An 11557-nucleotide genomic window follows, 5' to 3' on the forward strand; every position below is an offset into this window, starting at 1 on the left:
GCCGCAAGGGCCGCGTCGATGTGCCCGTCGGTATCGGCCGTCAGCGCAGGCGATGAACAGCGCCGCGCACGGGGTCAGATGGAGCCGCCGTCGACCATGAAGTTGCTCGCGGTGCACATCGCGCTGTCGTGAGAGGCGAGGAACAGGACCATTCGTGCCACCGCCTCGGGCGCGATCGGGTCGGGCAGGCACTGCCGCTTCAGGTGCGCGGCCAGCGCCTCGGGCGTCACCCAGAGCGCCTTCTGCCGCTCGGTCATGATCCAGCCGGGGACGACCGTGTTCACCCGGATACGGTCGCGGCCAAGTTCGCGCGCCATCGACCGGGTGAGGCCATGGACGGCGGACTTCGCGGTGGCATAGACCGGCAGGCCGGCCACCGCCTCCCACCAGGAATTAGACCCGATGTTGATGATCGAGCCGCCGCCCGCGCGTGCCATGCCCGGGGCGACGGACTGGATGGCGAAGAACATGTGGCGCAGGTTGGTGGCGAAGCGCTCGTCCCAGTAGCCGGGCGTGACCTCGCGCCAGTCGTGCCGGTCGTCGCGCGCCGCGTTGTTGACGAGAACGGTGAAGGTCCCCGCCTCTTCCGCCAGTTCGCCGAGAGCGGCCTGCGTCGCCGCGATGTCGGTGAGATCGCAGTGCCGCCAGACCGCCTGCGTCGCCTCGGCCACACCCCGGGCTGCCGCCGCGTCCCGGTCAAGGAAGGCGACCCGCGCACCCTGCCGCGCGAAGGCCGCGACAAGTTCGGCGCCGATGCCCGAGGCGCCGCCGGTCACGATGACGGACCGGCCGCGCAGGCTCGGATAGGTGGCGTGGCCGGGCGGGGCGACATCCGTCATGGCGCGGCCTCAGCCGAAGAACCCGCCATCGGCATCGTCGCCCGCCTCTTCCAGCAGCACGTTGTAGTCGGGGACTGTGACATGCCGCTTGCCCTCGAGCTCGATCACGCCGTCGCGCTTGAGGGCCGAAATCTGCCGGCTCACCGTCTCCAGCGTCAGTCCGAGATAGTCGGCCATGGCCTCGCGGGTCAGCGGCAGGTCGAAGACCAACTTGCCCTGCGGCTTGCGCAGGTGGAGCGCCGCGTCGCGCCGTCCGACGATGGCCAGAAGGCTCGCGATCTTCTCGCGCGCCGTCTTGCGACCGAGGAGCAGCATCCACTCCCGCGCCGCATCAAGCTCGTCGAGCGTCATCTCCAGGAGCCGCTGGCCGATGTGCGGGGTTCGCGCCATCATCTCCTCGAAAGGCTTCTTGCGGAAGCAGCACATCAGAAGGTCGGTCGTGGCGATCACGTTGTAGGGCGCCCGGTCGCGGCCCGGCCGGCCGACGAAATCGGAGGGGAAGAGAAGGCCCACGGTCTGCGTCCGACCGTCTTCCATCACCTGCGTCAGCGTTGCCACGCCCGAGACCACCGAGGCCACGAAGTCCATCCGGTCGCCGGCCCAGATAAGCGTCTGGCCGGCCTCGAAGCTCCGGTAGAACTTGATCGCATCGAGCGCGGCAAGCTCCTCCGTCTCGCAACGCGCGCAGACCGCGTTGTGACGGATCGGGCAGCTGCCGCAGTTCGGCGCCGAGTGGAGGACTTCAAGGACGGTCATCTGTGGATTTGATATAGGTCAAGGATTCCCCGGTTCGCGCTGCCTAAGGCTAGGCGCATGGCAGACGAAGCGCAACTCGCGCGGCTCGGATTATTTGACGCGCGTGTCCCGCGCTACACAAGCTATCCGACTGCGCCACATTTCAATTCGGACGTGAACGCAGGGATTTTCCGCGATTGGGTGCGGGCGATTCCCGAAGGCGGCCGTATCTCGCTTTACATGCATGTGCCCTTCTGTCGCAGGCTCTGCTGGTTCTGCGCCTGCCGCACACAGGGCACCGTCTCCGACGATCCGGTGCGCGCCTATGCCGAGGTGCTGCAGGCGGAACTGGCGATTCTCGCCGCCGACCTGCCGCGGGGTGTCACGCTCTCGCGGCTCCACTGGGGCGGCGGTACGCCGACGATGATGCCGCCGGAGGTCATGGCCGAGGTCGCGGGCGCGGTCTTCAAGGTGGTGCCGCTCGGTCCGGACGCAGAGTTCTCCGTCGAGATCGACCCGAACGAGATCGACGACGACCGGCTCGACGCACTCGCCGCAGCCGGGATGAACCGCGCGTCGATCGGCGTGCAGGACTTCGATCCCGCGATCCAGGAGGCGATCGGCCGCGACCAGACCTTCGAGGTGACGAAGCTTGCCATCGACAAGCTCCGCGCGCGCGGCATCGCCTCGCTCAATGCCGACATCCTCTTCGGCCTGCCCTTCCAGAACAAGGAACGCATCGCCACCTCGGTCCAGAAGCTCCTGTCGCTCGGCCCCGACCGGGTGGCGCTCTACGGCTATGCGCATGTTCCGTGGATGGCGCGGCGGCAGGTGATGATCCCCGCGGACGCGCTGCCCCGCCCGGAAGAGCGGCTCGCGCTCTTCGAGACCGCGCGCGATCTTTTCGTCGCCGACGGCTACGCGGAAATCGGCATCGACCATTTCGCCCTGCCCACCGACGGACTCGCCGTCGCCGCGCGCGAGGGCAGGCTCCGGCGCAACTTCCAGGGCTACACCGACGACACGGCCTCCGTTCTGGTCGGTCTCGGCGCCTCCTCGATCTCGCGCTTCCCGCAGGGCTATGCCCAGAACGCGCCGAGCACTTCCGCCTATACCAAGGCGGTCCGGTCGGGCGAGTATGCCACCGCGAAGGGTCACGTCTTCCGGGGCGAGGATCTGCTCCGCGCCCGGATGATCGAGGCGCTGATGTGCGACTTCCGCATCGACCTCGCAGAGATGACGCGCGATTTCGGTGGCACGGACGCACAGGTGCGCGCCATGTTCGACCGCGCCAAGGCGGAGTTCGGCGAGATGGTCGAGGTCTCGGCCGGCGCCTTCGCCATCCCCGAGCGCGCCAGACCCCTCACCCGTATGATCGCGCGGGCCTTCGACGCCTACGATCTGTCAAAGGCGGGCCACAGCCCGGCCGTCTGACCCTCAGGACGCCCCGCCGCGCTCCACGAAAGACACCAGCCGCGGCAGGCAATGGCGTTTCAGGTCGCAGCCCTCCGCCACCGTCCGCCGCGCGGCCGCGCGCAGCGCCGCGCCGCCGCCGGGGTTGGCCAGCGCCTCGATCAGCGCCGCCGACCAGCCGGACACGTCAAAGAAATCGACGAGCCGCCCGTTCTCGCCGTCGCGGATCATCTCCTCCACCGGCGGCGTGCGGGAGCCGACGACGAGCCCGCCCGCGCTCATCGCCTCCAGCAGCGACCAGGACAGGACGAAGGGGTAGGTCAGATAGGCGTGCACCCGCGCCACCTGCAGGAGCGACAGGAACTGCGCATAGGGCACCTGGCCGAGGAAATGCACGCGCGAAAGGTCAAGCCGGTCGCGCACCTCGGACAGGAATATCTCCTTCCAGGTCCGCCCGCCGGACGGCGCGGGACCATAGCTCACGCCGTTGCCGCCGACGATCACCACCTGCGCCTCCGGCCGGGCCTTCAGCACCTCGGGCAGCGCCCGCAGAAAGACGTGATAGCCGCGGTAGGGCTCGAGGTTGCGGTTGACGAAGCTCACCACCTCGTCACCGGCGCTCAGCACGCGGCCGCCCGGAAGGGTGAGGCGCGCCCCGGGGTTCGGGCAGGCACGGTCGGTGTCGATCCCGTCATGGATCACGGTGATCCTGTCGCGGAAAGCCTCGGGGAAGGTCGAGGCCTGCCAGTGTGTCGGCGCCAGTGCCGCGTCGGCGTCGGCAAGCGCCATCATCAGATGCGTCCGGCGTGCCGAGGTGCGGAAGCGGCGGCCGAGGTCGTCGGTCTGGAACTCCGGGTCGAAGTCGGCGTCAAGCCCGCGGGCGTGGTAGAAGAACTCCGCATAGGTCAGATGCCGGGCCTCGGGCCAGACCTCGCGCAGGAAGAGCGTCTCGCCCCAGCCGCCGTGGCCGAAGACCACGTCGGGGACGAAACCCTTGTCGCGGCGCAGTTGCGCGGCGGCCCGCGCGACCGAAAGGCCACGCTCCGCGGCCTCGGCATAGGTCTTGGCAATCCCTGCGACTCCCGCGGCCCCCGGCTTGCGGTAGCGCAGGACAGGCACCGGCGAGGGGCGCGCATTGCCCTCGTCGGTGAGGCCCAGGACCGTGTGCCCGCGCGCCGCGAGCGCCGGAGCGAGGTGCAGGAACTGGCCGGGAAAGTTCTGGTGGACGAAGAGGATCCTCATTGCGCCTGCGCCGCTCGCCCGAAGGCCGCCGCCATCAGCTCGCGGGTGTATTCCGTCTGCGGCGCGTCGAAGATCGCATCCGCCGGCCCCGCCTCCACCACGTCGCCCGCCTTCATGACGATGATCTTGTGGGCCAGCGCGCGCACCACCCGCAGGTCGTGGCTGATGAAGAGATAGGCGAGCCCATAGCGCCTCTGCAGCGCCCGCAGAAGCTCCACGATCTGCACCTGCACGGTCATGTCGAGGGCCGAAGTGGGCTCGTCCAGCACCACGACCTTCGGGCGCAGGATCATCGCGCGGGCGATGGCGATGCGCTGGCGCTGTCCGCCCGAGAACTCATGCGGATAGCGCGCCATCGTGGCCGGGTCGAGCCCGACCTCGGTCATGATCTCGGCCACCAGCGCACGAGGCTCGCGTCCCTTGTCGAGTCCGTGGACCGACAGCCCCTCGGCGATGATCTGCTCCGCCGTCATCCGGGGCGAGAGGCTGCCGTAGGGGTCCTGGAAGACGATCTGCATGTCGCGGCGCAGCTTCCGCAAGTCCCGCGCCGGCCAGGCCGAGATGTCCTGGCCGAGGTAGAGGATCGGTCCCTCGCTCTCGATGAGGCGCATGAGGCCGAGCGCGAGGGTCGTCTTGCCCGATCCGCTTTCGCCGACGATGCCCAGCGTCTCGCCCGCCCGGACCGAGATCGTGGCGGCGTTCACCGCCTTCACATGGCCGACCGTGCGGCGCAGGAACCCCCGCCGGATCGGGAACCAGACCCGCAGGTCCTTTGTCCGCACGATCTCCTCGGCCCCCTCCGGTACCGAATCGGGGCGGCCCTTCGGCTCGGCCGCCAGCAGTTTCCGGGTGTAGGGGTGCCTCGGGCTGGCGAAGATTTCCGCCACCGGCCCCTGTTCGACGATCGCGCCTCCCTGCATGACGCAGACCCGGTCGGCGATGCGCCGGACGATGCCGAGGTCGTGGCTGATGAAGAGCATGCTGAGCGACTCGCGCGCCTTCAGCTCAGCCAGCAGGTCGAGAATCTGAGCCTGGATGGTCACGTCAAGCGCGGTCGTCGGCTCGTCGGCGATCAGCAGCTCCGGCCCGTTGGCCAGCGCCATGGCGATCATCACCCGCTGCCGCTGGCCGCCGGACAACTGGTGCGGATAGTCGGCAAGCCGGCGCTCCGGGTTGTCGATGCCGACCTTCTCCAGCAGCTCCACGATCCGCGCCCGCGCCGCCGGGCCGGTAAGCCCCTGATGCAGCGCCAGGCTTTCGGCCAGCTGCTTTTCCAGCGTGTGGAGCGGGTTCAGCGAGGTCATCGGCTCCTGGAAGATGAAGCTGATGTCGTTGCCGCGCACGTCGCGCAACGTGGCCTCGTCGGCGCCCACCATCTCGCGCCCGAGATAGGTCACGGACCCTGCGATCTCGGCATTCTGGCCGAGAAGCGCCACGGTCGAGAGCGCCGTCACCGACTTGCCCGACCCGCTTTCGCCCACCAGCGCGACCGTCTCGCCCTTGGCCACCGTGAAGCCCACGCCCTTCACGGCATCGATCACCTTGCCGTCCTGGCGGAAGCTCACCCTCAGGTCGCGGATGTCAAGCACGACCCCGCCCGGTGCGGCCCGTCCCGCGGTCATTGGGACACCAGTGCGCTGGTAAGCAGGACCGACCAGCCCGCATTGGCAAGCGCCAGAAGCTGGAGCATCGCCGGCGCGGGTCGGCCCGATCTGGCCAGCCAGCATGCCGCTGCCAGCAGGAACAGGGCCGGCGCGAACGGCACGAGGAGAATCATCAGCCCGCTCCGCAGCACCCGAAGCGGCTCCGCTTCCCCCGACAGCGCCGCGGCCGCGAACATCCAGACCAGCCAGCCATGGCAGGCGGCGGTCGTTGCCAGCGCCGCAAGATAGACCAGATGGCGGACCCGGCCGGGCGGTGAGACGGGGAAGGCGGTCATCGGAAGGTCTTCCGCGGGTCGAAGGCATCGCGCACGCCTTCGAAGATGAAGACGAGGAGCGAGAGCATGATGGCAAAGGTGAAGAAGGCCGAGAAGCCGAGCCAGGGCGCCTGCAGGTTCGACTTGCCCTGCAGCGCAAGCTCGCCCAGCGAGGGCAGGTTCGAGGGCAGGCCGAAGCCGAGGTAGTCGAGCGCTGCAAGCCCGCCGACGGCGCCGGCGACGATGAAGGGCAGGAAGGTCAGCGTCGCCACCATCGCGTTCGGCAGGATGTGGCGGAACATGATGACGCGGTCGCTCACGCCCAGCGCGCGGGCGGCGCGGACATACTCGAAGTTGCGCGCGCGCAGGAATTCCGCCCGCACAACGCCTACGAGCGCGGGCCAGCCGAAGAGGATGGTCACGAAGACGAGGAGCCAGAAGCTGCGCCCGAGGATCGCGAAGAGGATGATGATGACGTAGAGGCCGGGGGTGGAGCCCCAGATTTCCAGAAGCCGCTGGAAGATCAGGTCCACCCGGCCGCCGAAATAACCCTGCACGGCGCCCGCCGCGATACCGATGAGGCTGGAGACCGAGGTGACGATCAGGGTGAAGAGGATCGACAGGCGGAAGCCGTAGATGATCCGCGCCAGCACGTCCCGCGCGGTGTCGTCGGTGCCGAGCCAGTGGTCCCTGTCCGGCGCCGAGGGCGCGGTGCCGACGTTGTTCACCGTCGAGTAGCTGTAGGGGATGGGCGGCCAGACCATCCATCCCGCTTCCACGGCCGCGCCCGCGACCTCGCCGTCGGCCGCGTCCGCCATGACGCCTTCGGGATCGTCCCAGCAGGCCTCGAGACCGCCCGTGCGGATGAGGCATTGAACCGCGGGGTCACGGTAGATCGCCTCGGTCTTGAAATCGCCGCCGAAGGTGGTCTCTGGATAGAAGCGGAACACCGGCATGTAGAGATCGCCCCGGTAGCTGACCAGGATTGGCTTGTCATTGGCGACAAGTTCCGCCGCCAGCGACAGCGCGAAGAGGGCCAGGAAGATCCACAGCGACCAGAAGGCGCGGCGGTTGGCCTTGAAGTTGCGCCAGCGGCGCTGGTTGAGCGGCGACAGGGCCATCAGCCTGCCCGCTTCTCGAAGTCGATCCGCGGATCGACGAGCACATAGGTCAGGTCGCTGAGAAGCCCGATCACAAGCCCCAGGAGCCCGAAGACGTAGAGCGTGCCGAAGACGACCGGGTAGTCGCGCGCGACGGCCGCCTCGTAGCCGAGCCGGCCGAGACCGTCGAGCGAGAAGATCGTCTCGATCAGCACGCTGCCGCCGAAGAGGACGGAGAGGAAGAGCCCGGGGAAGCCGGCGATGACGATCAGCATGGCGTTGCGGAAGACATGGCCGTAGAGCACGCGCTTCTCGGTCAGCCCCTTGGCCCGCGCCGTCAGCACGTACTGCTTGTTGATCTCGTCGAGAAAGCTGTTCTTCGTCAGAAGCGTCAGAGTGGCGAAGCTCGAGATGGTGGAGGCGACGACGGGCAGGGTGATGTGCCAGAAGTAGTCGCCCACCTTCGCCAGCAGGCTGAGGTCGTTCCAGTTGTCAGAGACGAGGCCGCGCAGCGGGAAGATACGCCAGTAGCTGCCCCCGGCGAAGAGGACGATGAGGAGGACCGCGAAGAGGAACCCGGGGATCGCATAGGCCACGATGATCGCCCCGGAGGTCCAGGTGTCGAAGCGCGACCCGTCCTTCACTGCCTTGCGGATGCCGAGGGGGATCGAGATGAGATAGGCCAGAAGCGTGGACCAGAGGCCGAGCGTGATCGACACCGGCATCTTCTCGATCACCAGATCCACGACCGAGATGGAGCGGAAATAGCTCTCGCCGAAGTCGAAGCGCAGGTAGTCCCACATCATGTTCAGGAACCGCTCGGCCGGCGGCTTGTCGAAACCGAACTGCTTTTCAAGCTCGGCGATGAAGTCGGGCGGCAGGCCGCGGGCGCCGAGATACCGCTCGTCGCCGCCGTATTGCTGCTCGCCCATGCCGCTGTCGCCGCCGCCCGAGATGCCCTGGAACACGTCGCCCTGGCCCTCGATCCGGGCGAGGATCTGCTCGATCGGCCCGCCCGGCACGAACTGGGTCAGCGTGAAGTTGATCAGCATGATCCCGAAGAGCGTCGGAATCATCAGCAACAGCCGTCTCAGGATATAGGCGCCCAAGGTCCCGCTTTCCGCTTCTCAGTAGGCGCCCTGCGCCTTCAGCGCCTCGGCCGCCTCGGCGTCGTACCACCAGAAATCCAGTTCGCCAACCTGCAAGGGCGGCAGGGCGTCGGGATGGCGGTAGAAGTCGTAGTAGGCGACCCAGGTGTCGGGGTTGTACCAGAGCGGGATGTCAAAGACCTTGGCCCGAAGCGCCCGGTCGAGCGCGTGAACGGCGGTCCTCAGGTCCTCGATCTTTGTGGCGCCGACGACATGGCCGATCAGCCGGTCGATGCCGGGGTCGCGCAGTCGCATCAGGTTGCGCGAACTGTCGTCTGCGGTCTTGGAGCCGAACCACTGCTCCAGCCCGCCCGAGGGCTCGAAGTCCATGTCGAAACCCTGGTTGGCCAGGTCGAAGTCGCCCTTCCGCCGCCGCTCGACATACTGCGAGATATCGACCCGTTCGAGCTTCCCCCTCACGCCGACCTGCGCGAGGTTCTCGATGAAGGGATTGATGAAGCGGTCGTAGAGCGGGCTGTACTGGATGATCGTCAGGTCCAGCGCCTCGCCGGCCGCGTTGCGGCGGATGCCGTCGCTGCCGATCACCCAGCCCGCCTCTTCGAGGAGCGCCGCCGCCTTGCGCAGGATCGCCCGCGCCGGCCGGTTGTTAGTCGCGTCATGCGCGACCGGCACCTTCGGGTCCTCGGTCAGGATCGCGGGGTCGAGGAGGCCCTCGTCCACCAGCGGCTTCAGCAGCGCGAGCTCTCCCTCGCCGGGAACGCCGATCGCGGCAAGGTCGGTGTTCGACCAGAAGGAAACCGGGCGGTCGTAGAGACCGTATTGCAGCGTCTGCTTCGACCAGTCGTAGTTGAACATCATCCCGATCGCCTCGCGCACGCGGATGTCCTGCCAGCGCGGCCGGTCGAGGTTGAAGACCCAGGAAAGCCGCGTGCCGACATTGCCGTCGGGGATCGTCTCGCGCTTGACCCAGCCCTTCTCGACCGCCTGGAAATCGTAGCCCTGGGCCCAGTCCTGAGAGCTGTTTTCGGTCCGGAAGGTGTAGTCGCCGGCCTTGAAGCCCTCGAAGGCGGCGTCGCTGTCGGCAAAATACTCCACCCGGATCCGGTCGAAGTTGTTGCGGCCACGGTTGAAGGCGAGGTCATTGCCCCAGTAGTCGGGGTTGCGCTTGTAGATCACCCGCGTATTGAAGTCGAAACTGTCGAGCACATAGGCACCGGTCGAGAGGAACGGCGCCTTCGTCGCCTTGTCGAGCCGCGCGCCCGTCTTCTCGAACCAGGCCTTCGAGAACACCGCCGTGCCGCCGGCGAAGCCCACCCGGTCGCGCATCGGCGCGGTGCCGGTGAAGTGGAAGGTGATCCGGTGCGGATCCTCGACCTCGACATGGTCGATATAGCCTTCAACCACGCGGCGGTACTCGAGGATGCCCTGCGTCTGGAAGAGGTTGAAGCTGTAGGCAACGTCCTCCGCCGTCATCGGCGTCCCGTCGGAGAAGGTCACGTCCTCGCGGAGGTTGAAGGTCACGAACGACAGGTCGGCGGGGTATTCGAGCGTCGTGCAGAGGAAGCAGTAGATGCCGTAGGGGTCGTCGGCCGTCGAGGTCAGGATGCTTTCGCTGCCGATGGTGTTCAGCGCCGCCGGCACGCCGTCGCTGGCATACTGGTTGAAGCTGTCGAAGCCGCCCTGCGACCAGATCGAGATTTCGCCGCCCTTCGGGGCCTCGGGGTTGACGTAGTCGAGATGGGCGAAGTCGGCCGGGTATTTCAGCGCGCCGAAGTTCGAATAGCCGTGCGAGATGGTGACGGCCTCCTGGGCGCGGGTCATTCCGGCGAGGCCGAGCCAGAGCCCGGCAGCGATCCCGAGCGCGGCCAGGGACGCCGCTAACCCCGGCGCCGCGACGGCCGAGGCGGTTCCGCATGCCGCCGAGGATGCAATCGTCTCTCTCGCCATCGGTTCCTCCCCGCGCAGACCCTGCCCCGGCCAAGCTAGAACGGCGCGGCCCGGGGCTTCAAGTTGCGAAGTTGTGAGAAACCGCGCGAATACGTGATCCGTCGCCCCGACAGACGAAAAGGCCGCCCGAAGGCGGCCCGTCGCATCCTGCGGATCGCGGACGTCAGCCGCCGAGCGACTGCAGGTAGGCGATGAGGTTCGCCCGGTCCTCGACCTTGGGCAGGCCGGCGAAGGACATCTTCGTGCCCGGCACGACGCCCTTGGGGTTGGTCAGGAAGGTTTCGAGCGCCTCGGGCGTCCATTCGCCGCCATGCGCTTTCATCCCGTCGGAATAGCCGAAATCCGCGACCGAGGCGACCACCCGGCCGACCACGCCGTCGAGATGGGGGCCGGTGATGTTCGTGCCATCCACCTTGTGACAGGCCTTGCACTTGCCGAAGACCTTCTCGCCCGCCGCCGCATCGGCCGAGGCCAGCAGCGTCGCGAAGTCCGGGCCTTCCTCGGCCGCGGGGGCCGCTTCGCCGCCCGCCTCGCCGGTATCGACCGAATAGGCCTGCGCGACTTCCTCGCCACCGTGGCTGGCGGGCGCAGTGTTGTAGAGGCCTTCGGCCGCCATCTTGCCGAGAAGGAAGATCAGGAAAGCCCCGCACAGCGCGCCGCCGGCCTTGGTTATCGTCATCGTGTCGAGCATGTCGCGCCTCTGTGCTGGCAAAACCTTGCGGCCGTATCTATCCGCTTCCCCTGCCGGGTTTCAAGGTATAGTTAGCGCGGCGAGACGCCCGGCCGGAGTTGCCTCCACGGGCTGCCGCCGAGGAGCCCCCCCGCCATGACCGGACAGATCGCTGCACGCATCGCCTTCCAGGGAGAGCGCGGCGCCTATTCCCACCAGGCCTGCCTTGACGCCCGCCCCGGCATGGAGCCGCTGCCCTGCCGCACCTTCGAGGAGGTGATCGCGGCGGTGCGGACCGGCGCGGCCGACCTGGCCATGCTGCCGGTGGAGAACACGACCTATGGCCGCGTGGCCGACATCCACCGGCTGCTGCCGGAATCCGGCCTCTTCATCGTCGGCGAAGCCTTCGTGCGCGTGCACATCAGCCTCATGGCCCTTCCCGGAGTGCAGATCGAGGAGATCGAGAAGGTCCGCGCCCATCTCGTTCTCATCCCGCAATGCGCGGCCTTCCTCGCCCGCTACGGCATCCGCGGCGAAGCCGCGGCCGACAGCGCCGGCGCGGCGGCCGCGGCTTCGCCGCGGAT

Annotated in this window: 11 protein-coding genes; 2 read left to right on the plus strand and 9 right to left on the minus strand. The window is 68.0% G+C overall.

Annotation, left to right across the window (positions count from 1 at the left end; genetic code table 11):
* Positions 1 to 74: 74 nt before the first annotated feature.
* Together F9K34_RS06380 and fnrL are read right to left on the minus strand one after the other, a co-directional pair.
* Positions 75 to 839: an SDR family NAD(P)-dependent oxidoreductase gene (locus F9K34_RS06380; RefSeq protein ID WP_291336072.1), complete on the minus strand. Its 765-nt coding sequence runs from the start codon at positions 837 to 839 to the stop codon at positions 75 to 77.
* A 9-nt stretch (positions 840 to 848) separates the two neighbouring features.
* The gene (fnrL, locus tag F9K34_RS06385; RefSeq protein ID WP_291336073.1) at positions 849 to 1595 is read right to left on the minus strand and encodes a transcriptional regulator FnrL; all 747 of its coding nucleotides are present in this window, start codon (positions 1593 to 1595) and stop codon (positions 849 to 851) included.
* Between the two features lie 57 nt (positions 1596 to 1652).
* Between fnrL and hemN the strand changes: the two genes are divergently transcribed.
* Positions 1653 to 3008, plus strand: a complete 1356-nt coding sequence (gene hemN / locus F9K34_RS06390) for an oxygen-independent coproporphyrinogen III oxidase (RefSeq protein ID WP_291336074.1) — start codon at positions 1653 to 1655, stop codon at positions 3006 to 3008.
* 3 nt (positions 3009 to 3011) lie between these two features.
* Here hemN and F9K34_RS06395 read toward each other — a convergent pair whose 3' ends face one another.
* From F9K34_RS06395 to F9K34_RS06425, 7 genes are all read right to left on the minus strand, one after another.
* Positions 3012 to 4229, minus strand: coding sequence for a glycosyltransferase (locus tag F9K34_RS06395; protein ID WP_291336075.1), 1218 nt, complete (start codon positions 4227 to 4229; stop codon positions 3012 to 3014).
* Positions 4226 to 5851 carry an ABC transporter ATP-binding protein gene (locus F9K34_RS06400; protein ID WP_291336076.1) on the minus strand — a complete coding sequence of 542 codons (1626 nt, stop codon included), beginning with the start codon at positions 5849 to 5851 and terminating at the stop codon, positions 4226 to 4228. Before F9K34_RS06400 ends, F9K34_RS06395 begins: the two co-directional genes overlap by 4 nt.
* Positions 5848 to 6168, minus strand: a complete 321-nt coding sequence (locus F9K34_RS06405; protein WP_291336077.1) for a hypothetical protein — start codon at positions 6166 to 6168, stop codon at positions 5848 to 5850. Before F9K34_RS06405 ends, F9K34_RS06400 begins: the two co-directional genes overlap by 4 nt.
* On the minus strand, positions 6165 to 7268 hold the full coding sequence (locus tag F9K34_RS06410) for an ABC transporter permease (protein WP_291336078.1): 1104 nt from the start codon (positions 7266 to 7268) through the stop codon (positions 6165 to 6167). Before F9K34_RS06410 ends, F9K34_RS06405 begins: the two co-directional genes overlap by 4 nt.
* Positions 7268 to 8356 (minus strand): microcin C ABC transporter permease YejB, encoded by a 1089-nt coding sequence (locus F9K34_RS06415; RefSeq protein WP_291336079.1) that lies wholly within the window; start codon positions 8354 to 8356, stop codon positions 7268 to 7270. Before F9K34_RS06415 ends, F9K34_RS06410 begins: the two co-directional genes overlap by 1 nt.
* An 18-nt stretch (positions 8357 to 8374) precedes the next feature.
* On the minus strand, positions 8375 to 10303 hold the full coding sequence (locus tag F9K34_RS06420; RefSeq protein WP_291336080.1) for an extracellular solute-binding protein: 1929 nt from the start codon (positions 10301 to 10303) through the stop codon (positions 8375 to 8377).
* Positions 10304 to 10466: 163 nt separating this feature from the next.
* Positions 10467 to 10994 (minus strand): c-type cytochrome, encoded by a 528-nt coding sequence (locus F9K34_RS06425; protein ID WP_291336081.1) that lies wholly within the window; start codon positions 10992 to 10994, stop codon positions 10467 to 10469.
* Positions 10995 to 11129: 135 nt separating this feature from the next.
* On the opposite strand from F9K34_RS06425, the gene F9K34_RS06430 reads away from it, so the two are divergent.
* The coding region (locus tag F9K34_RS06430) for a prephenate dehydratase domain-containing protein (protein ID WP_291336082.1) at positions 11130 to 11557 on the plus strand (428 nt) is incomplete at its 3' end.

This window comes from Albidovulum sp. (genome assembly GCF_008933605.1).
Taxonomy (GTDB): domain Bacteria; phylum Pseudomonadota; class Alphaproteobacteria; order Rhodobacterales; family Rhodobacteraceae; genus Albidovulum.

Bases quoted from the DNA above. Each gene is read 5' to 3' on its own strand.
- F9K34_RS06420 (WP_291336080.1), bottom strand. From the start codon at position 10,303: ATGGCGAGAGAGACGATTGCATCCTCGGCGGCATGCGGAACCGCCTCG.
- F9K34_RS06395 (WP_291336075.1), bottom strand. From the start codon at position 4,229: ATGAGGATCCTCTTCGTCCACCAGAACTTTCCCGGCCAGTTCCTGCAC.
- F9K34_RS06380 (WP_291336072.1), bottom strand. From the start codon at position 839: ATGACGGATGTCGCCCCGCCCGGCCACGCCACCTATCCGAGCCTGCGC.
- F9K34_RS06425 (WP_291336081.1), bottom strand. From the start codon at position 10,994: ATGCTCGACACGATGACGATAACCAAGGCCGGCGGCGCGCTGTGCGGG.
- hemN (WP_291336074.1), top strand. From the start codon at position 1,653: ATGGCAGACGAAGCGCAACTCGCGCGGCTCGGATTATTTGACGCGCGT.
- F9K34_RS06410 (WP_291336078.1), bottom strand. From the start codon at position 7,268: ATGGCCCTGTCGCCGCTCAACCAGCGCCGCTGGCGCAACTTCAAGGCC.
- F9K34_RS06405 (WP_291336077.1), bottom strand. From the start codon at position 6,168: ATGACCGCCTTCCCCGTCTCACCGCCCGGCCGGGTCCGCCATCTGGTC.
- F9K34_RS06400 (WP_291336076.1), bottom strand. From the start codon at position 5,851: ATGACCGCGGGACGGGCCGCACCGGGCGGGGTCGTGCTTGACATCCGC.
- fnrL (WP_291336073.1), bottom strand. From the start codon at position 1,595: ATGACCGTCCTTGAAGTCCTCCACTCGGCGCCGAACTGCGGCAGCTGC.